The organism is Methylophilus sp., assembly GCF_052437885.1.
GTDB lineage: Bacteria > Pseudomonadota > Gammaproteobacteria > Burkholderiales > Methylophilaceae > Methylophilus.
In genome coordinates this window covers 43,712-70,342 of the sequence record NZ_JBQVPB010000003.1, presented here as the reverse complement: position 1 = coordinate 70,342, position 26,631 = coordinate 43,712, and the positions used below count along the sequence as shown (strand labels likewise).

Below are 26,631 nucleotides of genomic sequence, written 5' to 3'. Positions count from 1 at the left end.
ACAGCGGCCTGAACTCCGTGCTGAATCACTTGCCACATTAGGGCTGTAACGTTTATGGCAACTGCGCCAACTGCTCACGCAAGCGGTCTATATCCTGTTGCTCGCCGCGCACAGTGAAAAAAGCGCCCTCGTCTTCCGAGCGCTCGTTGAGTACCTGGCAGGTGGCGTAGATCTTGCCGCGTAGTTGTTGTGCGGTCCACGGCAGGAAGATCTCGCTCTCGACCAGATCCTGCTGGAAAAAATCAACGATGTGCTGGCGCAGGCTGGCCACTTCATGCGGACGGCGCGCGCTCATCACTATGCAATCGGGGTACTTTAGGCGCAGGGCGGCCTCACATTCGGCTTGCGCCGTGGCGTCACCCACATAGTCTATTTTGTTGAACACCCGTATACGCGGCACGTCATCGGCATCGATTTCTTCAAGCACTTTGTCTGTCACTTCGAGCTGGCGCTCAAAACCGGGGTCGCTGGCATCAATCACATGTAACAGCAGGGCAGCATCCAGCGCCTCATCCAGCGTAGATTTGAAAGAGGCGACCAGGCCGTGGGGCAGGTTTTTAATAAATCCTACAGTATCGCTGACCAGCACGCGCGGCACGCTCTCCGGATACAGCGCCCGCACCGTGGTATCCAGCGTGGCGAAAAGTTTGTTCGCTACCAGCACTTCACTGCCGGTCAGGGCGCGCATCAATGTGGACTTGCCTGCATTGGTATAACCGACCAGGGCGACACTGGCCATGGTCTGGCGCTCCTGACGGCGTGCACGTTGCGTTTTGCGTTCGCCGTCCATGACGATGATTTCCTGTTGCAGATCGGCAATGCGGTCACGGATCTTGCGTCTATCCAGCTCGGTATGAGACTCACCTGCACCACGACCACCCGCGCCACTGCGCTGACGCCCTTGTGGACCTGCCAGTTTTGCTGCCTCACGCAAACGTGGTGCCATGTAGCCAAGACGGGCGATCTCAACCTGGGCGCGTGCGGCACGTGAGCGGGCATTGCGGTGAAATATCTCCAGGATGACCATGGTCCTGTCCATCACTTCGCAACCCACTTCGATTTCGAGATTACGCGCCTGGGCTGGCGAGATTTCGTGGTCTACCAGCACGGCTTCTATATCGGGTAGTTGTGCATTCAATGCCTGAGACTCTTCATCTCCAGCATGCAGGCTGACATAATCACGGATCTCTTCGCGCTTGCCGATACCAAGATAGCCAGTAGTATCAAAGCTTGAGCGCTTCTGCACAAAGGTGTTGACGATTTGATAGCCCAGCGTTTTTGCCAGTTCGCGCAGTTCGTTAAGAGAGGCTTCAAACTCAATATCACTCACATTCGGCAGTTGCACTGACGCAACCACGGCATACCTGAGGGGCTCTTTTACTTCACTTTGCATTAGGGAGTTTTGTCTCTTGGATAGCTGAGGGTAGATAGTACCTGTAAATGCAGTAACCACCATCATGCTTGTCTGGATAATGGCCAAAATCTCACCGCTATGGCTGCTCCCTGATCTCAAACACTATTCAGCCAGCGATTTTCAACTCTTTCCGAATACGCTCACGCACAAGAGGTACCAGAGTATTCAGCATTGCATTTGCGGCGTCTACATTTTGTTTTTCCATCGCCGCAACCAGTCTTTCCATCACCGCAATCTCATCTTTAAAACCATAGAGCTGAAACTTGCTCCTGGCATCCTCAAGCTGTGACAAAAACTCGGGCTGCGTGAATGGCGCACTGTTCTTTTGAATCGCAAACCATACAAGCAGAAAAGCTTCTAACGCTTTCAGACGATATTCGAGGCGTTTTTGCGCCACATCCTTGACGCGATTGAGATAGCCGGTCACGAACCAGCCGATCGCGACGATCAATGCAGATACTATGGTGATCCAGTCTTTCACTTCCATCGTTTTTCTCCCAAAGATTTAAGGTTTGAATCTAGAGTCCGGCATCCCCTGGAGAATGATTAATGGCGTCATCACCCATTGATCACTCGCATGGAGCTAAATCAGGTTTGGCCTTGATTTTTAAGCATATGCTGATCCTAAAGCTGACAAAAACTGCTACATGGCCTGCGTTTTACTATCGCAGCGCGGGGAAACCACCTGACAGGCACGGCTCGCGGTGGCTATTGCCTGTGCCGCTAACACACTGATGTCATGCATTGCGGCTAAGATCTGGTGGCTGGTCAGGTTTTGCATGCAAAGTTGATTGAACTTAACAGCCCGATTTCCATCCCAGCTTACTTTGTTGGGAAAAGGTTTGTTTTTTCATTCGTGAAAGTGTCTAAACCGCGTTTGCTTCACTCTGCAAGTTCAAGTAATCAATATCCTGACTATTCATTCACCCTTTTAAAGGAAATAAATGACTAGCTGGCTGCAATCGAAATTCCTCAGTTTCACTATCCATGAGTGGTTTTACGCCTTGTTGATCTTCATATCCACCTATGTGGTATTGCTGCTGATATGGAAATTCACCATCAGAAGGATCACCAGTTTTGCCTTGCGTAACCCGACCAAACTGGGCGATCTGATCGTCGAGGTGATGCGTAGCACCCATCAGCTGACTTTCGCCTTATTCTCGGTGCTGTTTGCCATGCACTTTCTGGAGTTGAACGCCAGGTGGCTGACCCGGCTGGATTATCTGTCGTTCCTGATCATAGGTATGCAGGTAGCGCTATGGTTAAGCAAGGGCATCACGCTATGGGCTAAAGCCAAAACCGTGGCCACTGACGGCTCAGCCGAGAACATGGTGCTCACCACCATGCTTTCGTGGATATTCAAAACCATAGTCTGGTCTATTGCCATACTCAGTATCCTGGCCAATATGGGCGTCAACATCACCGCTTTTGTCGCCAGTTTAGGCGTAGGTGGTGTGGCTGTGGCGCTGGCGGTGCAGAATATCCTCAGTGATCTATTCGCATCGCTGGCGATAGGGCTGGACAAACCGTTTGTGATAGGCGATTTCATTATTTTCGGTGATGTGCTGGGTACTGTAGAGCGCGTTGGCCTCAAGACTACCCATATCCGCAGCTTAAGTGGTGAGCAGATCGTCTGTGGCAATACCGAGCTGTTAAAAAACACCATCCATAACTACAAACGCATGGCAGAAAGAAGAGTGGTTTTTCAGTTCCGTGTCACCTATGACACCAAAGCAGATGTCGTGGAGAAGATCCCGGAGATCGTTAAAAAGGCCATTGCTGCAGAATCCAAAGCCAGGTTTGACCGTGCCCACTTTAAAGGCTTTGGCCTCAGCTCTCTGGATTTTGAAGTGGTTTTTTACGTTCTGGATAGCAGTTACAACGTTTATATGGACATACAGCAATCGGTGAATCTGTATCTGATGCGCGAGCTGGAAGCAATGAACGTGAGTTTTGCTTTCCCGACCATGACGCTGAATCTGTCCAAGAACCCTGAAATAAAGATGCTGCTGGCCAAAGAGGAATTGAGTTCTACGCTGCAATGACCTGCCAGGCAATGACCTGGCCAGGGGATGACCGCTGCAGGCAAAAACTGAACATGCAAGCACTAGCGCGACGCCTGCATTTCAGATGGCGGCAGGCAGCGGGTTTTAGCGCAGAAAGATCAAGACGCGACCAGTCATATACCGCGACCAGCTAATTGCCACCCAGTGCCTTATACAGCCCCACCTGGTTCTGTAATGCCAGTTGTTGAATCTGCAAGGCCTGCGATTGTGCATCCAGCACGCTGCGTTGCGCGTCCAGCAACTCTAGATAGGTGACCAGGCCCTGATCCAGTTTGCGTTTGACCAGTTGCAAACGGCTGCTTTCCAGCTCGCTCAGGCGGGTTCTGGACGCGGATTCTTCGGCAATCGCAGTGCGGGTAGACAATATATCCATGACTTCCCTGAAAGCGGTCTGTATGGTTTTTTCGTAATTGGCCACCTCAATATGCTGGCGGGCTTGTGCCAGGCTGAGGTTGGCTTTGTTACGGCCATAGTTGAAGATAGGGATCACCAGCTGCGGACTGAATGCCCAGTAGTTGCTGCCGGTATCGGAAAACAGTTTTGAAAAATTGGAATTGACCAGGCCTACATTGGTGGTCAGTTGCAGCCTGGGGTAAAACGCAGCCCTGGCAGCGCCTATGCTGGCGTTGGCGGCTTTCAGCTGATGTTCGGCGGCGCGGATATCGGCCCGTCTGGTGAGCAGGGTCGAAGGCAAACCGGCTGGCGTAGTGCCTAGTTTCAGCGCTGCTAGCGGTTTGACGGTGAACGCCGTGCGCTGCGAAGGTTCGCCCAGCAATAAGTACAGCGCATTTTTGGTGGTTTCGAGTTGCCGTTGCCACTGCGCATATTGCGCCTGCACCTGTTCGACCTGGATCTGCGCGGCTTTGACATCGAGTATCTGGTCTATGCCTGCGTCAAAACGGCGTTGCGTGCGTTGCAGGGTCTGCTTTCTGTCTTCCAGCGTCTGCTGCGCCAGTTTGAGTTGCGCGTGTATGCTCAACAGGTTGACATATTGGGTGGCGATCTCGCTGACCAAGGTCGCCTGTATCGCCTGCCGGTTCTCGGCGACGGCCAGGTATTGTTCCAGTGCGGCCGCGGATAAGCTTTTGACGCGGCCAAAGATATCGATCTCGTAATCGGAGATGCCCAGCCCTACCCTGAACAGCTCTGCTTCAAAGGCCTGGCTGGAACTGAATACCGTTCTGCTGCGGTCGTAAGCTAGGTTGCCTTGTACCGTCGGCAGGCGGTCTGCTTTCTGTATGCCATAGGTGGCTTTGGCTTCGTCCATGCGCAACACCGCGGTTTTCAGGTCGCGGTTATGTTCCAGGCCGACCGCTATCAGCTTCTGCAGATCCGCATCCGGGAAATAACTTTGCCAGGTCAATGGCGGCGCTTCGGTCACCGCCTCATTAGCGGCTGGCAGCGGGTAAGTTTCAGGCACAGGGGCAGCCGGACGGAAATATTCCGGCACCAGTGAGCAGCTACTGATGGCAAGGGCCAGCCCTGCCAACAAGGTGAGTCGTGTTAACTTCATGCAACATCCCTGGTCGCTGCCGGTTTATGCATCCAGCGGCCAACCACAATAAAAAACAGCGGAACAAAAAAGATGGCCAGCAAGGTGGCGGCGATGATACCGCCGAGTACGCTGGTACCGATGGCGACTTGTGCGCCTGAGGCCGCACCAGTCGAAAACGCCAGCGGCAGCACCCCTACCCCGAATGCCAGCGAAGTCATCACTATAGGGCGCAGACGCTCTTTGGCTGCCAGCAGACTGGCCTCTAGCAGCGGCATACCCTGCAGCACATGTTCGCGGGCGAACTCGACGATCAGGATGGCGTTCTTGGCCGACAGACCTATGGTCGCGATCAGGCCGACCTTGAAGTAGATATCATTCGGCAGCCCGCGTATGGTCACCCCTAGCAAGGCACCCAGCACGCCCAGCGGCACCACCAGCATGACCGCGAACGGGATCGCCCAGCTCTCATACAAGGCGGCCAGCACCAGGAACACCACCAGGATAGACAAACCGAACAGCAACGCCGCCTGGCTGCCGGATTGTTTTTCTTCCAGCGATTGCCCGGCCCATTCAAAGCCTATGCCCTTGCCCAGGCCCTGCACCAGTTGCTCCATCTTTTGCATGGCCTCGCCACTGCTGTAGCCAGGGGCGGCACCGCCATTGATATTATAGGAAGGGAAACCATTAAAGCGCGTACGTTGCGGCGAGCCCATGCCCCACTCCAGCATCATGATGGAAGACAGTGGCACCAGGCTGCCATCGGCTGCTTTCAGGCGTATCTTCTTGATATCGTCCAGCGTCTGCCGCTGTTTGCCATCCGCTTGTATCAGCACCCTGCGCACCTGGCTACCATAGACAAAATCACCCAGGTAATCGGAGCCCAGCAAGCTGGCCAATGTGTTATTGATCTCATCCAGGGAGATACCCAGCGCATTGGCCTTGCTGCGGTTGAGCTGCATATTGACCACCGGCGTGTCGTACAAGCCGGCAAACAATACATTGGCCAGTTCGGGCTGTTTGGCTGACTCGGCGATCAGGGTATCGCGGGCTTTCATCAGCGTCTCGTTGCCTACACTGGCCCGGTCTACCAGTTTCAGGTCCAGGCCACCCACACTGCCCAGCTCGGGTAGAGGTGGCGCATTCATGGCAAAAATACTTAAATTGGGGCGGCCAAAGAACTTCTGGTTCACTCGGTCTACGATAGCCTGTACCTGCTGCTCGGCCTTGGGCCGCTCGGACCAGTCTTTGAGCGTGATGAACAGCATGCCGCTATTGGTACTGGTGCCATAAAAGCTGAAGCCACCGACCTCGAAGATAATATCGACGGGTTCATTCTTCTGGATATAACTGCTCATATCGCCCAGCACTTCTGCGGTTTCTGCCAGCGTAGACCCTTGTGGCAGCGACACCATGACCATAAAGTTACCCTGGTCTTCTTCAGGCAGGAAAGCACCCGGCAAACGCATGAACAACCAGACCACCAGGGTCACGATCAGGGCGAATACCGCCAGCCAGCGCAACGGTTTGTTGAGCAGGCCGCCAGTCAGTGCGGTATAGCGCTCAGTCAGCCGCTGAAAACTGCGGTTGAACCAGACGAAGAAACCGGCTTTTGCACCAGATTCGTGGCGCAACAAGGTCACACACAGCGCAGGCGTGAGCGAAAGCGCCAGAAACGCCGAGAATGCGATAGACACCGACAACGACAGTGAGAACTGGCGATAGATATTGCCGACGGCACCACTGAAAAACGCCATCGGGATAAATACCGATACCAGCACGGCAGTGATACCGACCACCGCGCCGCTGATCTGCGACATGGCTTTCACGGTGGCGTCATAAGCCGACAGGCCTTCATCCACGATCAGGCGCTCTACGTTTTCTACCACCACGATGGCGTCATCGACCAGGATACCGATCGCCAGCACCACGCCGAACATGGTGAGTACATTGATAGAGAAACCCAGCCAGTACATGACGGCGAACGTGCCCATCAGTGCGATAGGCACCACTATGGTCGGGATCAGCGTGGCGCGCAGGTTCTGCATGAACAGGTACATGACCAGGAACACCAGCAGCACGGCTTCTATCAGGGTTTGAATGACTTTTTTGATCGAGATGGAAACAAAAGCCGACGAGTCGTAAGACAGCTGGTACACCACATTGGGCGGAAAGTACGGCTGCATCTGCTCCATGGCCACTTTGACCCGCTTGATGGTTTCAACCGCATTGGAGCCTGGCGCCAGTTTGATCGCCATGCCGGCGGCATTCTTGCCGTTGACCTTGGAGCTGAAATTGTAATCGCTGCTGCCCAGTTCTACGCGTGCCACATCCCTGACCAGCAAGGCTGAACCGTCGGGCTGGGTACGTATAGGCACGCTTTCAAAATCTGCGACCGTTTTGAGGGTGGCTTCGGCTTCCAGCGAAACGCTTAACGGCGAGCCTTCAGGCACACCACTGGCGCCGACCTGGCCTAATGTGAGCCTGGCATTGTAGCTGCGCAAGGCATTGGAGATCTCGCTGACACTGACATTCAGGCCTGACATCTTCTGCGGGTCCGGCCAGATGCGCATGGCATATTCAGGGCTGAAAGACTGCACCTTGCCCACGCCCTGCACACGTTTGAGGGTAGGCATCACCGTGGCAGAAGATAATTCGCCCAGGTCTATCTCGCTGTAGCGGTTATCTTCTGAAGTCAGTGACACGATCAGCTGAAAGCTGTCTGCCGATTTTTCCACCGAGATCCCGCTGCGGCGGACGATCTCCGGCAAACGCACTTCCACACTTTTAAGGCGGTTCTGCACATCGACCGCGGCCAGGTCAGGGTTGGTGCCCTGGCGGAAAGTGACGCTGACTGACGACGTGCCCAGGTTGCTGGTCGCAGACACATACATCAGGCCTGGCATGCCGTTCATCTCGCGCTCTATGATAGAGGTGACGGTTTCTTCTACCACTTTGGCCGACGCGCCAGGGTAACTGGCGGCGATATTGACCACCGGCGGTGCGATATCGGGATATTGCGCGATAGGCAACTGTTTGATGGCGATCAGGCCTGCCAGCACGATGAGGATGGCGATCACCCAGGCAAAGATAGGCCTATCAATAAAAAAACGGCTCATGACTTAACTTTCTGCTTGCTATCGGCCATCAGGGCGCAACAGCCTTGGTGATCTTGTCGGTGGCATTCACCTGTTTGGGCGTGACTTTGCTGCCTGCGGTCTGGGTGGCGGCATTCGTCACCACCACCTGCTCGCCAGGTTGCAAACCATGTTCGACCACCCACTGCTTGTTGATCACGCTACCCGTTTGCACCTCGCGCGATTCCAGCTCGTTTTTAGCATTGAGCACCCAGACGCGGCTAGAGAACTGGTCGCGTATCAGTGCATCCCTGGGGATAAGGATGGCATTCGGATTAGTCGCCTGGCGGATCTTCAGGCGTACATACGCGCCAGGCATCAGCTCCTGCTGCGGGTTGTCGAAAATGGCACGCATCACCACCGAGTCTGTGGTCTGGTTGACCGACACATCAGAGAAGGAGAGTTTGCCGGCACTGGGGTAAGCCGAGCCATCCGGCAATATCAGTTCTATCTTGAACTCGCCGTTGCTACCCTTGAGCTGACCGTCACGCAACGCCTTGCGCAAGGCGAACACCTCTGATGACGATTGCGCAAAATTCACATACACCGGGTTCACCTGTTCTACCGTGGTCATGTGGGTGGCTTCATCCTTACCCACCAGCGCGCCTTCGGTCACCAGCGCACGCCGCGCAACACCATCTATGGGCGCGGCCACATTGGCATAGCCTACATCGAGTTTGGCGCGGTTGAGCTTGGCCTGCGCCGCGGCCACTTCGGCTTTGGCCAGCTGCACCTCGGCCTGCGCAGCGCGGTAATCGCGCTGGCTTACCGACTGGTCACTCACCAGCGCCTGGTAGCGCTGCAACTTGTCATTGGCATTCACCAGGCCGGCCTCGGTGCGCGCCAGCTCGGCCTCGGCTTCCAGTCGGGTAGCCTGCAATTGCTCGGGGTTGAGTGAGAACAGGGTCATGCCGGCTTTCACGGTCTGCCCTTCCTGGTACAAACGTTTGGCGACTATGCCGGTGACACGCGCCCTTACTTCGGCGATACGGTAGGCTTCTACCCGGCCCGGCAACTCCACTTCGGCCGGAATATCAGTATATTGCACCTTGACCACCTCCACTTCAGGCGCTCCGGCTTGCGCCTGGTCTGGCGTTTCCTGCTTGCTACAGGCAGCCAGGCCCAGTTGCAGAAACAGGGCGGTGAAAACAACAGTGGAGTGAAAGCGGAATTGCGACATACACATGCCTTTGAATACAGATGGTCCATATTCTAACCGCAGCCATTTAATTAATCAATCGTGACTGATTAATTATTTTTTGCTATGATGGCAATATTATTTCCTATGCATCGCATGTGCCATGGCCAGAAAAACCAAAGAGGACGCCCAAAAGACCCGCGACCAGATCCTGGATGCGGCGGAAGCTGTGTTTTATCGCCAGGGGTTCACCCTGACCACCATGTCTGATATCGCCGGGGCGGCTGCGCTATCGCGTGGTGCCGTCTACGGCCATTACAAAGGCAAACTCGAAGTCGCCACCGCCATGGCAGAACGTGTGATAGACCAAATCACCCCGTTTCAGGGGAATGCGGCCTTAAGCCCGTTGCTCAACCTGAAAGAATATTGCCTGCAGGAAATCTGCAGCTATATAGAACCCAGTTCGACCCAGAAAGTATTGTTCTTTTTGTATGTCGGCATTGATGATTCCCCTGAACTGTTACAACTGCGCTATGCCTGGGAGAAAAAACGCATTGCACAGATAGACACCCTGCTCAGGCAGGCCATCGCAGTGGGTGAGATCAAACCTAGCGTAGACTTTGAGCTGATCAGCCTGTATTGCCAGTCGATTATCGAAGGCGTTTTCAGCATAGTGCATTTTGGCAACCTGCCGGAGACCCAGCGCTGGCAGAAAGCCGAACAGTTGTGTGAATACGGCTTGCAACGGCTGTCCAGCTAGCCAGATACTGCATGCCGCCGGGCATGGTCGCGGCTGCCCGGACATGGATAAAACATTGACGACCTGCCCAGGCTTGCTGCAAGATAGATGCTGAATACATTTATGTCAATTTAAGAACGCGATCTGCCAGCGTTACTTTCAAGCAAAAAATGTTCAACTTTTTAAACTGACCATGGTCAGTCATACGAACTTATAATAAAAGCCTAGAAGAGCCTTATCAATCTGCCAGAAGAAAAACCCGCCTTATGGACCATAACCTTTCCCTGATCACCACCATCGCCGCTGCGTTTGCGCTGGCGCTGGTGTTTGGACTCATCGCCGAAAAACTCAAATTACCGGCCCTGATCGGCTACCTGTTTGCCGGCATCCTGATAGGCCCGGCCACGCCTGGCTTTGTCGCCGACCTGGAGATCGCCTCCCAGCTTTCCGAGATAGGCGTGATGTTGCTGATGTTTGGCGTAGGCCTGCATTTTTCGGTACAGGACCTGATGTCAGTCAAACGCATCGCGCTGCCGGGCGCCCTGGTACAGATGACGCTGGCGACGCTGCTAGGCATGCTGGTGGCGCATTACTGGGGCTGGAGCATGGGCCATGGGCTGGTGTTCGGCCTGTCGCTGTCTTGCGCCAGTACTGTGGTGTTGCTGAAAGCACTCGAATCCAGGCGCATCCTTGAGAGCATGAACGGCAAGATCGCCGTCGGCTGGCTGGTGGTAGAAGATATGGTCACCGTGCTGGTACTGGTGCTGATGCCAGCGCTGGCCGGTGTGCTGGGTGGCCAAGGCGAAGCGGCCAGTGCCAGTTCGGTCTGGGAAACCATAGGCATGACCATGCTGGAGATCGCCGGCTTTGTGGCGGTGATGCTGGTGGTGGGCCGCCGGGTATTGCCGTGGCTGTTATGGTATGTGGCGGGCACCGGCTCACGCGAACTGTTTACGCTGACCGTGATCGCGGTGGCGATAGGCGTGGCGTTCTTTGCATCATCACTGTTTCATGTGTCATTCGCGCTGGGCGCTTTCTTTGCCGGCATGATCATGCGCGAATCCGAATACTCGCACCGAGCGGCAGAAGACTCCTTGCCTTTCCGCGATGCGTTTGCGGTGCTGTTCTTCGTCGCGGTCGGCATGCTGTTCGAACCTAGCATACTGGTCAAGCAACCCATGCAGGTGTTGGCAGTGGTGGGCATTATCATCGTCGGTAAATCACTGGCGGCGGTCGCCATCGTGCTGGCACTGCGTTACCCATTGAATACGGCGCTCACAGTGGCCGCCAGCCTGGGCCAGATCGGTGAATTCTCGTTTATCCTGGCCGGCCTGGGCGTGTCACTGGAGCTGTTATCACAAGACGCCATGAGCCTGGTACTGGCAGGCGCACTGATCTCTATCGCCCTCAACCCGGTGGTCTTTGCTTCTATCAAGCCGTTCTCCAGATGGCTGGTGGACAACTCGGACGTCGCACGCCGCCTGGCGCAACGCATGGACCCGTATGGCGAACTGCCTATGACCACAGAGCGTAAATTCCTCGAGGGCCAGGTGGTGCTGGTCGGTTATGGCCGGGTAGGTAAACGCATCGCCATGTCGCTGGAGGCTTCCAACATCCCGTTCGTGGTGGCAGAACAGAACCGCGAACTGGTGGAAAAACTGCGCAAAAAAGGCCAGCCAGCTGTCTCGGGTAATGCGGCTGACCCTATGGTGCTGATACAGGCGCATATCGCCAATGCTGCCATGCTCATCATCGCCACCCCGGACTCCATGGATATACGCAAGATCGTCGATATCGCCAAACAGTTGAAACCTGATATCGAGGTGGTGATACGTACCCATCACGAAGACGAATACCAGCGCCTGCAGAAAGAAGTCGGCGATACAGTGTTTTTTGGTGAAGAAGAGCTGGCCAAGGGCATGTCTGCCCATGTGCTACAACGCTTTGAGCGGCATATCCTGTAATCCTGTCTGCACCAAAAAAACCGCATCCGGGCCCAGCTCATGGCCCGGATTTTTTATTCCCGTTGTCTTCGCAATTTCCGTTGTCTTTGCAGCAAATTCTGCTAAATTGTATGTCGCTGCCTCAGGTGCGGATACGTATCGTTACATTTGGATATAATAAAAAACCTTAGAATCTTGTCAGATTGAAATAACGAGCGAAATAACGATTGAATTAACGATTTGAAAACAGTTTCTATGCACCCTCTCCCAGTTTTATTTTCACGGCGCAGCAGCACACGGCGTAGCAGCACAGGACGCAGCAACACAGGCCGCAGCAGCACATGGCGCAACTGTAGCCTGTGGCTGATCAGCATGAGCCTGCTCGCCTGCTCTGGCAATGACAACGGCAAGAACCGCACGCCTAAAACGCCAGAAGTCGGTGTCATCACCGTGCAGCAGGTGACGCAGCCCATAGTCGCCGACCTGCCTGGGCGCACCAATGCGTTCATGATCTCGGAGATACGCCCGCAGGTGAGCGGCATCATACGCCAGCGCGCATTCACCGAAGGCGCCTACGTCAAAGCGGGTGACCTGCTTTACCAGATAGAACCGGCGCCCTACCAGGCCAGCTACCAGAGCGCCTTGGCGGCACTGCAAAAAACCGAAGCCACGCTGATCACCCTTAAACTCAAGGCCGACCGATATAAAGAACTGGTCAAGATCAATGCCATCAGCCGTCAGGATAATGATGATAGTCAGGCGGCGCTGCAACAGGGCGAAGCCGATGTGGCAGCGGCCAGGGCAGCCTTGAGCACCGCCAGGATCAACCTTGATTTCACCAGACTGGTGGCACCTATCACCGGTTTTGTCTCCACCTCGGCATTCACTCCTGGTGCACTGGTCACCGCCAACCAGGAGACCGCCCTCACCACCGTACAGCAACTGGACCCTATCTATGTCGATGTGATCCAGTCCAGCAGCGATCTGTTGCGGCTCAAGCGCGATATCGCTGCCGGCAAACTGACCGGCAATGCCCAGAAAGAAGTCGCGGTGCGCGTGCTGCTCGAAGACGGCTCCAGCTATGCGCATGCCGGTAAACTCAAATTCAGCGGCGTCAGTGTGAATATGGCTTCCGGCGCGGTGACGCTGCGCGCGGTGGTGCCTAACCCGGAAGGCATACTGCTGCCTGGCATGTATGTGCATGCGCTGATAGACATGGCGCAGGACAAGGCCGCTATCCTGGTGCCGCAGCGGGCGGTGACGCGCAATACGCGCGGCGAACCCACGGTGCTGGTGGTGGATGCAGAGCAAAAGGTGCAGCAAAAAACCATAGAAACCAATGGCAGCCAGGACGATGCATGGCGCGTGAGCAAAGGCCTGGATTCCGGTGACCGCGTGATCATGGATGGGGTACAAAACATCTCTGTAGGTAGCGTGGTCAAGGCGGTGGAATTCACCACACCAGCTACAACAGCCACACCGGCCGCGCCTGCCGGCAGCCAGCCGCGCTAACAGAACCCAAGACACAGCTTACCGCGTGCTTACTCCACACTAAAAGAATTCATACATGGCTGCTTTTTTTATACAACGACCGATATTTGCCTGGGTGATCGCCATCGTCATCATGCTGGCAGGTATAGGTGCGATCGAATGGCTGCCACTGGAGCAATACCCGGATATCGCCCCGCCACGTGTTTCTATCAGCGCGACTTACACAGGTGCCGCCGCCGACACCATAGAAAACTCTGTCACCCAGGTGATAGAGCAATATATGAAGGGCATAGATAACCTGACCTATATGTCGGCCAGCAGCACTTCTTCCGGCACCGCCAATATCAACCTGACCTTTGATGCCGGCACCAACCCCGATGTGGCGCAGATGCAGGTGCAGAACAAACTGCAACAAGCCATGCCGCGCCTGCCGCAGATCGTGCAAAGCCAGGGCGTGACGGTCGCCAAGACCGGCATAGATTTCCTGATGATGATCTCGCTGATGTCGGACAGCCCCACGGTGCGCGCCATCGATATCGGTGACTACATCTCCAGCAACCTGATAGACCAGATCAGCCGCCTGGATGGCGTGGGTGATGTACAGACCCTGAGTGCAGGCTATGCCATGCGTATCTGGCTGGACCCCACCAAGCTGCAGAAATACACGCTGATTCCGGCTGATATTTCAGCCGCCATACAGGCACAAAACACCGAAGTGTCTTCCGGCCAGCTGGGCGCGCTGCCTGCCGTCAAGGGCCAGTCACTGAATGCGACCATCACCGCGCGCAGCAAATTGCAGACCGTAGACCAGTTCAAGCAGATCATCGTCAAGTCCGGCGCAGATGGCTATGTGGTGCGTTTGTCAGATGTGGCGCGGGTAGAGCTGGGCGCCGAGAGTTACACGCCGGTGGCCAAGCTCAACGGCAAGACTTCGGCAGCATTCGGCGTCAAACTGGCTTCCGGCGCCAATGCGCTGGCGACCGCACAAGCGGTCAAAGACAAGCTGGAGTCACTGAAGCCCTACTTTCCGCCCGAGTTGAAACTCAGTGTACATATCCCGTATGACTCCACCCCGTTTGTGCGCCTTTCTATCAAGGAGGTGGTCAAGTCGCTGATAGAGGCTATCCTGCTGGTCGTCATCATCATGTATGTGTTTCTGCAAAACCTGCGCGCCACGCTGATCCCGGCGATCGCGGTGCCTGTGGTCTTGCTGGGTACTTTTGGCGTGCTGGCTGCCTTTGGTTTCTCCATCAACACCCTGACCATGTTTGGTCTGGTGCTGGCGATAGGCCTGCTGGTCGATGATGCCATCGTCGTGGTAGAGAACGTAGAGCGTGTGATGCGCGAAGAAGGGCTGGCCCCCAAGGAAGCGACGCAGAAGTCCATGCGCGAGATCACCAGCGCCCTGATCGGTATCTCGCTGGTATTGTCTGCGGTGTTTATCCCTATGGCGTTCTTTGGCGGTGCCACCGGTGTGATCTACCGCCAGTTCTCCATCACCATCGTGTCTGCCATGCTGCTGTCCGTAGTGGTGGCGCTCACCCTCACCCCTGCGCTGTGTGCCACCATGCTGAAACCGGCACACCAGGGTCATGCCAGCAGCGGCGGCCTGTTTGCCTGGTTCTTCCGCTGGTTCAACCCGGCCTTCCAGGCGTTTGCCGACGGCTATCAGGCCATCGTCGAGAAGATACTCAACAGAAAAGCCTTCACCATGCTGCTGTATAGCGGCATTCTGCTGTTGCTGACCGTGCTGTTTATGCGCCTGCCCAGCTCTTTCCTGCCGACCGAGGATCAGGGCCTGCTGATGGCGCAGATACAGTTGCCGGTGGGTGCCACCGATAATCGCATGCAGAGTGTCATGCGCCAGATAGAACATTACCTGGATAGCCAGTCTGAAGTGGTTGCCGAATACCTGACCATCGCCGGCCTCGGCCAGGGCGGCGGTGGCAGCCAGAATAGCGGGCGCGGATTTATCCGCCTGAAAGACTGGGAACTGCGCGGCGAAGGCCAGGACGCCGCCAGCCTGGCTGACCAGATGACCAAGGCCTTGTCCAAGATCCGTGATGCCAAACTGTTTGTCAACCAGCCTTCTCCGGTACGCGGGCTGGGCCAGGGCTCGGGCTTTACGCTGGAGTTAAAAGATGTAGGCAGCCTGGGACACCAGGCCCTGCTGGACGCCAGAAACAACTTTATCGCCACGGCGGCAGAAAATCCCAAGCTCAATCGCGTGCGTGCCAGCGGGCTGGATGATACCCCCATGTTCCGCCTGAATATCGACGACCAGAAAACCGGCATTTACAACCTGACCACCGCCAATATCAACAGCACCTTGTCTATCGCCATGGGCGGCACCTATGTCAATGACTTTATCAACAAGGGCCGCGTGAAAAAGGTCTACCTGCAAGGCGATGCGCCCTACCGCATGCAACCCGACGATATACAGCAATGGTATGTGCGTAACAGCAGCAACGACATGGTGCCATTCTCGGCTTTTTCCAGCAGCAAATGGGTGTCGGGCGCGCCCTTGCTGGAGCGCTTCAACGGTATCTCTTCGATGGAGATCGTCGGTGAAGCGGCCAAGGGTACCAGTACCGGCGAAGCCATGCGTATCGTCGAAGGGATCATCAAGCAATTACCGCCAGGCATAGGCTACGAGTGGAGCGCGCAATCCTATCAGGAAAGACTATCCGGCTCGCAAGCGCCATTGCTGTATGCGGTGTCTGTGGTGTTTGTGTTTCTGTGCCTGGCTGCGCTATACGAAAGCTGGGCGGTGCCGTTCTCTGTCATCATGGTGGTGCCGCTAGGCATACTGGGCGCGGTGCTGGCCACCAGCCTGCGCGGCATGACGGCAGACGTTTACTTCCAGGTCGGCCTGCTCACCACCATAGGTCTGTCGGCTAAAAACGCCATCCTGATCGTTGAGTTCGCCAAACACCTGCAAGAACGTGGCAAACCACTGCTGGAAGCGACGCTTGAAGCAGTCAAGCTGCGCCTGCGGCCCATACTGATGACATCACTGGCGTTTGTGTTTGGTGTGATCCCGCTGGCCTTTAGTCATGGTGCCGGTGCCGTCAGTCGCCAGGCGATAGGCACCGGCGTACTCGGTGGCATGCTGAGCGCCACTTTCCTCGGTGTATTCTTTGTTCCCTTGTTTTATGTGTTGATACGCACGCTTTTTCCTTACCAGGCCGAAGCCGGGCACCCGGAAGCCACCACATGAAGCTGACCAGACTGAACCTTATGCCGACTCTCAAAACCCTGCTGTGGATGACAGGCCCGCTGGCACTCAGCGCCTGTATCAACCTGGCGCCGTTTTACAGCCAGCCGGAAGCGCCAGTGCCTGCCAGCCTGGGCACGCTGACCACTGAGCAGCAACCACTGACTGAAGTCAGCTGGCAATCCTTTATCACCGATAAACGCCTGCAGCAGGTGCTGGACCTGGCCCTGAAGAACAACCGTGACTTGCGCGTGGCGACCCTGAACATAGAGCGGGCCAGGGCGCAGTACCAGGTGCAACGTGCCGACCTTTTTCCTACCGTGAACGCTGCCCTGTCTGAAACCGCCTCCAAAGGCATGTCGAATGTAGGCAATAACGGCAATGTGTCAGCCGGCACTGTGGCAGCGAGCAATAACAGCAGCGGCAATGTATCGCATGTCTACCGTGCCACGCTAGGGTTCAGCGCTTATGAGCTGGACCTGTTCGGCCGCGTGCGTAACCTGAACGCACAGGCCTTGCAGGCATTTTATGCCGAGCAGGAAAACCGCAAAAGCACGCAGATCAGCCTGGTGGCTGAAGTCGCCACCGCCTGGCTGACGCTGGCCGCAGATAAGAAGCGGCTGCAGATCGCACAGCAGACCTTGAAAAGCCAGCAAAACACTTATCAGATCAACCAGAAGATGTTTGACCTGGGTGTGGCCAACGCGCTGACCCTCAAGCAACTGCAAACCAGCGTGGACAATGCGCGTGTCGCCGTGGCAACTTACAATAGTCAGATACAGCAGGACAGCAATGCCCTTAATCTGCTGGCTGGCAGTATAGTGCCGGTGGCCTGGTTGCCGGATAGTTCACTGGCCAGCGTGGCACTGACCACCGCCCTGCCACGCGGCGTGACTTCCAAAACCTTGCAGCAGCGGCCGGATGTGCGTGCCGCCGAGCATCTGCTCGAAGGCGCCAATGCCAATATAGGTGCGTTGCGCGCGGCGTTCTTTCCCACCATCAGCCTGACGACCACCATAGGCACGGCCAGCACCGAGCTGAATGGCCTGTTTCAGACCGGCTCGCGTATCTGGACGTTTGTGCCGCAGATCACCCTGCCTATCTTTAATGCCGGCCGTAACCGCGCCAACCTGACCATAGGCGAACAAAACCAGCAGATACTGCTGGCGCAATATGAAAAAACCGTACAGACCGCGTTCAGGGAAGTGGCCGACGTGCTGGTGCAACGCGAGGGTCTGCAAGCGCAGATAGAGGCGCAGCGATCACTGACAGCAGCCGCCAGCGCCGCTTTCCAGCTGGCGGATGCGCGCTTTAAAAACGGCGTCGATAGCTACCTGGTAGTACTCGATGCGCAAAGAACCCTTTATACTGCCGAGCAATCCCTGATCACCCTGCAGTTAAACGATGCTGCCAGCCAGCTGACTTTATACAAAGTGGTGGGCGGCGGCTGGCAGTAGTTTTCGCCCTGCCAGTCACACCAGCGCCAGCATCAGCCACAGGGACCTGACACCAGCCCGCATAACCCGTTTTTAAGCCAGCTGAAGTGTGTGCCAGAAACGTGCACATTTTTTGCTTGGTATTTTAGTGATGAATACAGATATCTCCCCCGAACAGACCATAGTCCTGGCAAAAATCAGGCATATCGAAGAGCTTGAACGCCTGGATACCTGCATTCAGTTTGTCGAAAGCATAGGCCAGATCATCCATCAGGTGCAGGCCGAGCGTGGCGCCAGCTGTTTATACCTGGCTTCGGCCGGCAAACGTTTTGCGCCTGAGCGTGCCGATATCATCAGCCACAACCAGGCGACAGAAGCAGGCTTCAGGCAAGCCTTGCAGCAGCATCTGCACCTGGACCTGTTGACCGATGCCAGGCAGCTGACATTGATCTCGTGGATATTGCTAGGCTTGGACCAGCTGGTCTCGCTGCGCCACCAGGTCACCTTGCAGAAGATCTCGTTTGCCGACTGCATAGAGGCCTATAGCCGCCTGATCAGCAGCCTGATCGCGCTGATCTTTGAGATCTCGGACAGCTCGGTCAACAGCAAGATCTCCACCTGCCTGCTCACTCTGTATAACCTGGTGCAAACCAAGGAGTTTGCCGGCCAGGAGCGCGCTGTGGGTTCTTATATCTATGGTTCAGGCAGTGTGCAGCTGGCGCACCAGCAACGCCTGCTGGAACTGATAGACCAGCAAGACCGCCATATCGAATTATTCTGCCAGTTCGGCAATGAAGAATTACGTACGGCGTGGGATAGTCTGCAGGCCTCAGCCCCCTACCGGCAGCACCAGCAACTGCGTGCCAGGCTCACCAGCGCCAAAGACCACCAGCCGCTGAAACCCAGTGATGCCGACATCTGGTTCGACTTATGCACGCAGAAGCAGACCGGCATCTGGCAACTGCAGTGCGCGCTGATCCAGAAGATGCATGACATGCTGGAAGTCTTGACCCACAAGGCCAGGCATGACCTGGAATATACCCAGGAATACTTGCGGGCGATCAGCGCCAAAGCAACGCCCAGCACCACCCTGGATGGCACGTTCTTTAATCTGTCCATCCCGGTCGAAAGTGCGCTCAGCTTTCAGGCGCATGACAGCGCACAAGCTTATCCTATGGCGTCCATGATCAGCTTGCTGCAACAGCAATCACGCCAGATCGCCGATATGGAAAGCGAGCTATCCGATACGCGTAAAGCGCTGTCAGAACGCAAGCAGATAGAACGTGCCAAAGGCCTGCTCATGAGCAAGCTGGGCATAGATGAGATGGAAGCCTACAAGACTTTGCGCAACCTGGCCATGGAGCAAAAACGCAAGATCATCGATGTCGCTGAAAACATACTCACCCAGCAAAAACTCCCCTCCTGATTGCTCTATTTGATGGTGCATGCGCACTGAATAAGTGCGATGCCTATCGCCTGAAACGGCCTTCTACCGCCCTTGCAGCGGGCTTTTCTATCTGAAACCCGCCCTTTTTCATTATTTTTGCAGTTGGCATACCGCTTGCTATATGACACTTAAGCACCACGGAAACAGGTGCCATTGTCAACGGCGATAATGGCTGAAGTATGTGACCCGGTAGCAGCGGATGAATGGATCTCCAGGACAAAGGCGTCCTGATGGTATTGCGCAAGCACTGCCATCAGGACGCCTTTTTTGTTTTTCATTTTCCACATTCATTTATTTTCTAGGGAGCAGAAATGAGCAGTTCCGATAAAAAAGATCTGGTACAACCCGCAACACCGCTTCAGCCCGAATCAGTGGATAGCCAGCGCCGTCATTTCTTTATGCATACACTGGCCGGCGCATTTGGTGCTGCCGCCATGATGAATATGGTGCCTGCTGCCATCCGTTGCCAGGCCTGGGCGGCTGGTTCAGATGCACCCGAGATCACCGAAGTGAAAGTCGGATTTATCCCGCTCACCGACTGTGCCCCTATCGTGGTGGCCGCACAAATGGGCTTCGATAAAAAATATGGCATCAAGATCGTGCCATCCAAGGAAGCCTCGTGGGCCGGTGTGCGCGACAAGCTGGTGAACGGCGAGCTGCATGCCGCCCATGTGCTGTACGGCCTGATCTATGGCGTGCAGCTGGGCATAGGCGGCCAGCAAAAAGACATGAATATCCTGATGACCCTCAACCATAACGGCCAGGGCATCACACTCGCCAACCAGTTGAAAGAAAAAGGCGTGACCAGTGGCGGCACCCTGAAACGCCTGCTGGATAACGAGAACCGCGATTTCACTTTTGCACAGACTTTCCCTACCGGCACCCATGCCATGTGGCTGTATTACTGGCTGGCCAACTACGGCATCAACCCGATGAAAGACGTGAAAACCATAGTGGTGCCACCGCCACAAATGGTGGCGAATATGCGTATAGGCAATATGGATGGCTACTGTGTCGGTGAGCCATGGAACGCACGTGCCATCTACGACAAGATAGGCTATACCGTGGCCACCAGTCAGGATATCTGGACCGACCACCCGGAAAAAGTGCTGGGCACCAGCGCCGACTTTATCGCCAAGAACCCGAATACCGCGCTGGCACTGACCAAAGCCATCCTTGAGGCCTGCCGCTATATAGACGCGACCAAGAACCGCCCTGAAGTGGCCAAACTGATCGCCGGCAAGGCGTATGTCAATGCGCCGGAAGAAGTGATAGAAGGCCGTTTCCTCGGCCATTACGACAATGGCATAGGTAAAAAATGGGAAGACCCCAACTACATGAAGTTCTTTAACGACGGCAAGGTCAATTTCCCTTACCTGTCAGACGGCATGTGGTTCCTGACCCAGCACAAACGCTGGGGCTTGCTCAAGTCTGACCCCGACTACCTGGCCGTGGCCAAAAAGGTCAACCGCATCGATATCTATACCGAAGCGGCCAAGGCGCTGGGCATCAGCGTACCGGCAGACCCTATGCGCAGCAGCAAGCTGATCGATGGCGTGGTCTGGGATGGCAAAGACCCTAAAGCCTATGCCAACAGTTTCAAGGTGAAAGCCTGATCTTTAAAGGAGAGTCAGCATGTCTGTTGTCAGCTTGAATAAAGAAAAAAATGTGCACGCCGTTGAGTCCGCTGTGAGCGCAACGCCTGCACAACCCGTTGTTACTGTGGTTATCCCTCTCTCGACCACAGTTGCAGCAGCCACTCCGTCGTTGCAGCGACGGAGCCCATGGGCGGCAACCGCCAGACGCGTGTTTGAATGGTTGTTGCCGCCTGTGATCGGCTTGCTGGTATTCGGCGCCATCTGGGCCACCGTGGCAGCGTTGACCCAGGGCCTGCCTGGCCCGCTGAAAACCTGGCAATCGGCGGTGGAGCTGTTCAGTGACCCGTTTTACATCAACAACCCTAACGACATGGGCATAGGCTGGAACATCCTCAGCTCGCTCAAACGCGTGGCGACCGGGTTTGCACTGGCAGCCATCGTCGGTATCCCCATGGGTTTTGTCATAGGCCGTTACGCCTTTATGTCACGCATGGCGGCGCCTATCATCAGCCTGCTCAAGCCGGTGTCACCGCTGGCCTGGTTGCCTATAGGCCTGCTGGTGTTCAAGGCGGCTGACCCGGCAGCGATCTGGGTGATCTTCATCACCGCAGTGTGGCCCATGATCATCAACACCGCGGTCGGCGTCAGCAAAGTGCCGCAGGATTATATGAACGTGGCCAAAGTGCTCAACCTGTCGGAATGGAAAGTCGTGACCAGGATACTGTTGCCGTATGTGATGCCATACATGATGACAGGTGTGCGCCTGTCCATAGGGGCAGCCTGGCTGGTGATCGTGGCGGCCGAGATGCTGACCGGCGGCATGGGCATAGGCTTCTGGGTATGGGATGAATGGAACAACCTGAATGTGGAACATATCATCATCGCCATTTTTATCGTCGGCATCGTCGGCCTGCTGCTGGAACAGTTGCTGGTGCTGGTCGCAAAACGCTACAGCTACGAATAAGCCATAAGGGAACTCACCATGACCACCGTATTGCAAGACCGTTATGTCCTGATCGAAAACGTCAATATGACGTTTCAAACCAAAAAAGGCAGTTTCCAGGCCCTGAAAGATATCAACCTCGATATCCGCGAAGGTGAATTCATCTCCATCATAGGCCACTCAGGTTGCGGCAAATCCACCGTACTCAACCTGATCGCTGGATTATTGCAACCGACTGATGGCTACCTGTTCTGCGCCGGACGCGAGATCGCCAAACCCGGCCCCGAGCGTGCAGTCGTGTTTCAGAACCACTCGCTGCTGCCGTGGCTGACCTGTTTTGAGAACGTGTACCTGGCGGTGGAACGTGTGTTTGGCGAGCATGAAAGTAAATCACAACTGGCTGAACGTACTACCGCCGCACTGGAACTGGTCGGCTTGAGTCATGCCATAGACAAACGCCCGAATGAGATCTCCGGCGGCATGAAACAGCGTGTTGGTATCGCCCGTGCCCTGTCTATGGAACCCAAGGTACTGTTGCTGGATGAACCGTTTGGCGCACTGGATGCACTCACCCGCGCCGGGTTGCAGGACGAGCTGATGAACATCATGGCGCGTTCCGGCTGTACCGCGGTCATGGTCACGCACGATGTGGATGAAGCGGTATTGCTGTCTGACCGTATCGTCATGATGACCAACGGCCCGGCAGCGACCATAGGCGAGATACTCAACGTAGACCTGCCGCGTCCGCGCAATCGTCTGCAGCTGGTCGAAGACCCGGCCTATACGCATCTGCGCAGTGAAGTATTGAAGTTTTTATATGAAAGACACGCCAAAAAGGCGGCATAACCACGCCAGAAAGGCGTCACAAAGTAAAGTTGGTGCTGATGGGCGGCAACCCATCAGCACCGCATACCTCATCGAAGTATGGTTACCCACTTAAGCAAAGGAGCAACAACATGAAAGCTAACTCTTACCAACGATTGCGTCAAGCCTCTGTGGCAGTATTAATGGCGGCATTGAGCATGCAAGTGGTGGCTGAAGAAGAGATCTTGCCCGAATACACCTTTATGGATGCCATTAAAACCGGCAAAAATATGACCAGTTTCAGATTACGTTATGAGTTTGTCGACCAGGATGGCTTGCAGCCAGGTAATTTCAGCAATGCTGCCAACACGCCTAACCCAGGTGCTACCCGCGAACTCAGGGATGCCAACGCCCTGACCCTGCGCAGCCTGATAGGCTGGCAGACCGCCCCTTACCATAACTGGAGCTTTGCCGCACAGCTGATCAATGTCAGCCAGCTGACGGATGACTTTAACGATGGCACGAATAGCTACCGTATCAATGGCGCCTCTAACAACAATGGCAAGATAGAGTACGCCAAAGTGGTAGACCCCGACCATACCGATATCAACCAGCTGTATGTGGACTGGACCGGCATCAAGAATACCCGTGTACGCGCCGGCCGCCAGCAGGTCAACCTGGATAACGTGCGTTTTATCGGTGACATCGCTTTCCGCCAGGTGATGCAGGTATTTGACGGCGTTTCCGTGTTTAATAAAACCATCCCCGACACCGAGCTGTTTGTCGCGCACTTTGACAAAGTGAACCAGATCTTCACTTCCGAGCGCAGCGGCAACCTCGAAGTGGTGAATGCGCGTTACCGCATCTCGCCTACCGAGTTCCTGGTCGGCTATGGCTATTTCAGCAACTTTGAGAACCTGGGCCTGGGCAATGCCTGGTTCGGCGCCGGCAATGCCAACCTGCAGGCCGACCAGTCGAACAAGACCATAGGCCTGCGCCTGGATGGCACGCATATCTTCACGCCTAACTACCGTGCGCATTACACCGCCGAATACGCCAAACAGTCGGACTACAAAGACGGTGATAGCCGCATAGACGCGCACTATTACAAACTGGGTGGCGGCTTTGGCGTAGATAACTTCAACCTGCGCGTGGATCAGGAACTGCTGTCCAGCAACAACAATACTTATGCTTTCCAGACACCGTTTGGCACCAACCACCTGTTTCAGGGCTGGGTGGACAAATTCCTGGTCACGCCGCGCGCCGGGATCAGGGACAGCTTTGTGACGGCGACTTACCGTTACGGTGACTTTATGTTTTTCGCCGATTACCACCTGCTGGACTCCGATGAAGACTTTTTCACCGTCAATGGCGGCACCAGCCGCAGCGGCAACCGTTATGGCACCGAGTGGAACGCCGCAGTGACCTGGAACGTGGATAAACACTGGATGACCAAGTTCGAATATGGCAAATACAGCGAAAGTGACCAGTTTGCCGCCACCGCCAACACCACCGGCAATGCCGCCGGTACCCGTGGCCGTTATCACGATACCGAAAAATTATGGCTGACCGCCATGTATACCTTTTAATTGTTTGAATGTAAGGAAGCAACCATGACTACAGCCGGAAAAGTTTTTTTAGTCGGTGCCGGACCCGGTGACCCAGACCTCATCACGCTCAAGGCGATCAAGGCCTTGCAGCAGGCCGAGGTGGTACTGGTGGATGACCTGGTCAACCCCGAACTGCTCGCACATTGTCCGCAGGCACGCATAGTGCACGTAGGCAAGCGCGGCGGCTGCAAGTCTACCCCGCAACCATTTATCAATCGCATGCTGATCGCGCTGGCCGAACAAGGGCAGATCGTAGTACGCCTCAAGGGCGGCGACCCGTTCGTGTTCGGTCGTGGCGGTGAAGAGATGCTGGCTTTACGCGCAGCCGGCGTGGCCTATGAGGTGATCCCCGGCATGACCAGCGGCCTTAGCGCCTGCGCCAGCATGGAGGTACCGGCCACCCATAGAGGCCTGAACCATGGCGTGACCCTGGTGACCGGGCATACCCAGGATGGCGGCCCCCTGCCCTGGCAGGCACTGGTGGCCAGCAATACCACGCTGGTGATCTATATGGGCATGCAGCACCTGGCCGATATCAGCCGCGAACTGATCGCCGCCGGCATGGCTGCAGATATGCCATGCATGGTGGTTGAAAATGCCACTCGCGCAGATGAACGTGCATTGGTCAGCTCGCTGGCCGCCATGCCCATGCATAGCCACCGCCACCAGATGCAAAGCCCGGCCATGATAGTAGTGGGCGAAGTGGTCAGGCTGGCGAATAGCGCCAGGACCCTGCAGACGCTGGAACAGCAGGGCGTGCTGACCCAGCTGGAGTATTTACAGGCAGTGAATGCCAATTAAAACAACAAGCCACTGTATATGCGCTGAATGCTATTTCACTGAATAAGCGCAGCTGGCAGTGACAGATATGCTATTTTGAATCAACCGGAGATAAACATGAAAAAGAGTTTTTGGGAGGTAGGCCACAAGCCTACGCTGTTTTCAGCCTTCTTTTATTTTGACCTGAGTTTTATGGTGTGGGTCATGCTGGGGCCACTGGCGGTACAGATCGCGGCCGACCTGCAACTGAACCCGGCGCAAAAAGGCCTGATGGTCGCCACGCCGGTACTCACAGGCGCACTGTTGCGCATAGTGATGGGCGTGCTGGTAGACCAGCTCAAACCTAAAAAAGCCGGCCTGATCGGCCAGGTGATCGTGCTGGCGGCCCTGCTCACTGCCTGGTTGCATGGCGTGCACACTTACCAGCAAGCCTTGCTGCTGGGCGTGTTTCTCGGCTTTGCCGGTGCCGCATTCGCCGTGGCACTGCCGCTGGCTTCGCGCTGGTATCCACCTGAGCACCAGGGTACGGCGCTGGGCATCGCTGGCGCGGGTAACTCGGGCACGGCACTGGCGGCCCTGTTTGCGCCTGGCCTGGCAGTAGCATTCGGCTGGAACAACGTATTCGGCCTGGCACTGATCCCCTTGCTGCTGGCATTGATCGTCTACACCGCGTTTGCCAAAGATGCGCCGGATACCCCGGCACCTAAATCATTGTCGCAGTATATGGCGGTATTGAAAGACAAGGATGCCTGGTGGTTCATGCTGTTCTATTGCGTGACCTTCGGCGGTTTTGTCGGTATGGCTTCTTCGCTGACTATCTATTTCCACGACCAGTATGGCCTGGACCCTGTGCATGCCGGTTACTTCACGGCCGCCTGCGTATTTGCCGGTTCACTGGTGCGCCCGTTCGGTGGCCTGCTGGCTGACCGTATCGGCGGCATACGCACCCTGAGCACCATGTATGTACTGGCTGCCATCTTCCTGTTCATACTGAGTTTTGGCATCACGACCCAGATCGCCGGGCTGGGCGTGGTGGTGCTGGCCATGGCTGCTCTGGGCATGGGTAACGGCGCGGTGTTCCAATTGGTGCCGCAGCGCTTTCGTAAAGAGATAGGCGTAATGACCGGCCTGGTCGGCATGGCCGGTGGCATAGGTGGTTTTTACCTGGCTTCCAGCCTGGGTTACTCCAAGCAGATCACCGGCAGCTACCAGCTGGGCCTGATCATTTTTGCCGGCTTAGCTATCCTGGCACTGATAGGCCTGACTGGCGTGAAGAACCGCTGGCGCACGACCTGGGGCGCAGCGAGTGTGACTGCGGCCAAGGTTTAAGTCACGCAACTGACTTGACCTTGAACAGACCATCTATCATATTCAAT

19 protein-coding genes are annotated in these 26,631 nt (G+C 55.7%); 13 read left to right on the top strand and 6 right to left on the bottom strand.

Annotated features, from left to right (window positions below):
* Positions 1-52: 52 nt before the first annotated feature.
* Entirely contained in the window at positions 53-1,393 is a 1,341-nt protein-coding gene (hflX, locus tag ACT6RZ_RS03675; protein ID WP_444700839.1) for a GTPase HflX, read from the bottom strand.
* 127 nt (positions 1,394-1,520) lie between these two features.
* Complete coding sequence (locus ACT6RZ_RS03670; protein ID WP_444700838.1) at positions 1,521-1,901, bottom strand: hypothetical protein; 381 nt, start codon at positions 1,899-1,901, stop codon at positions 1,521-1,523.
* A gap of 457 nt (positions 1,902-2,358) precedes the next feature.
* Between ACT6RZ_RS03670 and ACT6RZ_RS03665 the strand changes: the two genes are divergently transcribed.
* The gene (locus ACT6RZ_RS03665; protein WP_444700837.1) at positions 2,359-3,459 is read left to right on the top strand and encodes a mechanosensitive ion channel family protein; all 1,101 of its coding nucleotides are present in this window, start codon (positions 2,359-2,361) and stop codon (positions 3,457-3,459) included.
* 151 nt (positions 3,460-3,610) lie between these two features.
* Here ACT6RZ_RS03665 and ACT6RZ_RS03660 read toward each other — a convergent pair whose 3' ends face one another.
* Genes ACT6RZ_RS03660 through ACT6RZ_RS03650 form a run of 3 tightly spaced genes read right to left on the bottom strand, consistent with a single transcriptional unit; the run spans position 3,611 to position 9,289 of the window.
* Positions 3,611-4,993, bottom strand: coding sequence for an efflux transporter outer membrane subunit (locus ACT6RZ_RS03660; RefSeq protein ID WP_444700836.1), 1,383 nt, complete (start codon positions 4,991-4,993; stop codon positions 3,611-3,613).
* Positions 4,990-8,091, bottom strand: a complete 3,102-nt coding sequence (locus tag ACT6RZ_RS03655) for a multidrug efflux RND transporter permease subunit (RefSeq protein ID WP_444700835.1) — start codon at positions 8,089-8,091, stop codon at positions 4,990-4,992. The genes ACT6RZ_RS03660 and ACT6RZ_RS03655 overlap by 4 nt, the downstream gene beginning before the upstream one ends.
* A gap of 28 nt (positions 8,092-8,119) precedes the next feature.
* A complete protein-coding gene (locus ACT6RZ_RS03650) occupies positions 8,120-9,289 on the bottom strand; it encodes an efflux RND transporter periplasmic adaptor subunit (RefSeq protein WP_444700834.1) in 1,170 nt (389 codons plus the stop codon).
* Between the two features lie 121 nt (positions 9,290-9,410).
* Here ACT6RZ_RS03650 and ACT6RZ_RS03645 point away from each other — a divergent pair, with 121 nt between their 5' ends.
* The 6 genes from ACT6RZ_RS03645 (at position 9,411) to ACT6RZ_RS03620 (ending at position 19,499) form a co-directional block, all read left to right on the top strand.
* A complete protein-coding gene (locus tag ACT6RZ_RS03645) occupies positions 9,411-10,007 on the top strand; it encodes a TetR family transcriptional regulator (RefSeq protein ID WP_444700833.1) in 597 nt (198 codons plus the stop codon).
* Positions 10,008-10,252: 245 nt separating this feature from the next.
* The gene (ybaL, locus tag ACT6RZ_RS03640; RefSeq protein ID WP_444700832.1) at positions 10,253-11,950 is read left to right on the top strand and encodes a YbaL family putative K(+) efflux transporter; all 1,698 of its coding nucleotides are present in this window, start codon (positions 10,253-10,255) and stop codon (positions 11,948-11,950) included.
* 234 nt (positions 11,951-12,184) lie between these two features.
* A complete protein-coding gene (locus ACT6RZ_RS03635; protein ID WP_444700831.1) occupies positions 12,185-13,441 on the top strand; it encodes an efflux RND transporter periplasmic adaptor subunit in 1,257 nt (418 codons plus the stop codon).
* A 55-nt stretch (positions 13,442-13,496) separates the two neighbouring features.
* Positions 13,497-16,640 carry an efflux RND transporter permease subunit gene (locus ACT6RZ_RS03630; protein WP_444700830.1) on the top strand — a complete coding sequence of 1,048 codons (3,144 nt, stop codon included), beginning with the start codon at positions 13,497-13,499 and terminating at the stop codon, positions 16,638-16,640.
* Entirely contained in the window at positions 16,637-18,094 is a 1,458-nt protein-coding gene (locus ACT6RZ_RS03625; RefSeq protein WP_444700829.1) for an efflux transporter outer membrane subunit, read from the top strand. Before ACT6RZ_RS03630 ends, ACT6RZ_RS03625 begins: the two co-directional genes overlap by 4 nt.
* Positions 18,095-18,224: 130 nt before the next feature.
* A complete protein-coding gene (locus ACT6RZ_RS03620) occupies positions 18,225-19,499 on the top strand; it encodes a nitrate- and nitrite sensing domain-containing protein (RefSeq protein ID WP_444700828.1) in 1,275 nt (424 codons plus the stop codon).
* Between the two features lie 149 nt (positions 19,500-19,648).
* Here ACT6RZ_RS03620 and ACT6RZ_RS03615 read toward each other — a convergent pair whose 3' ends face one another.
* Positions 19,649-19,798 carry a hypothetical protein gene (locus ACT6RZ_RS03615; protein ID WP_444700827.1) on the bottom strand — a complete coding sequence of 50 codons (150 nt, stop codon included), beginning with the start codon at positions 19,796-19,798 and terminating at the stop codon, positions 19,649-19,651.
* Positions 19,799-19,831: 33 nt separating this feature from the next.
* Here ACT6RZ_RS03615 and ACT6RZ_RS03610 point away from each other — a divergent pair, with 33 nt between their 5' ends.
* The 6 genes from ACT6RZ_RS03610 (at position 19,832) to ACT6RZ_RS03585 (ending at position 26,584) form a co-directional block, all read left to right on the top strand.
* Positions 19,832-21,136, top strand: coding sequence for a CmpA/NrtA family ABC transporter substrate-binding protein (locus tag ACT6RZ_RS03610; RefSeq protein ID WP_444700826.1), 1,305 nt, complete (start codon positions 19,832-19,834; stop codon positions 21,134-21,136).
* Positions 21,137-21,155: 19 nt separating this feature from the next.
* Entirely contained in the window at positions 21,156-22,082 is a 927-nt protein-coding gene (gene ntrB / locus ACT6RZ_RS03605) for a nitrate ABC transporter permease (RefSeq protein WP_444700825.1), read from the top strand.
* 18 nt (positions 22,083-22,100) lie between these two features.
* Complete coding sequence (locus ACT6RZ_RS03600; RefSeq protein WP_444700824.1) at positions 22,101-22,907, top strand: ABC transporter ATP-binding protein; 807 nt, start codon at positions 22,101-22,103, stop codon at positions 22,905-22,907.
* A 110-nt stretch (positions 22,908-23,017) separates the two neighbouring features.
* Positions 23,018-24,454 carry an alginate export family protein gene (locus tag ACT6RZ_RS03595; RefSeq protein ID WP_444700823.1) on the top strand — a complete coding sequence of 479 codons (1,437 nt, stop codon included), beginning with the start codon at positions 23,018-23,020 and terminating at the stop codon, positions 24,452-24,454.
* Positions 24,455-24,478: 24 nt separating this feature from the next.
* Complete coding sequence (gene cobA / locus ACT6RZ_RS03590; protein ID WP_444700822.1) at positions 24,479-25,276, top strand: uroporphyrinogen-III C-methyltransferase; 798 nt, start codon at positions 24,479-24,481, stop codon at positions 25,274-25,276.
* A gap of 96 nt (positions 25,277-25,372) precedes the next feature.
* The gene (locus tag ACT6RZ_RS03585; protein WP_444700821.1) at positions 25,373-26,584 is read left to right on the top strand and encodes a nitrate/nitrite transporter; all 1,212 of its coding nucleotides are present in this window, start codon (positions 25,373-25,375) and stop codon (positions 26,582-26,584) included.
* Positions 26,585-26,631 lie beyond the last annotated feature (47 nt).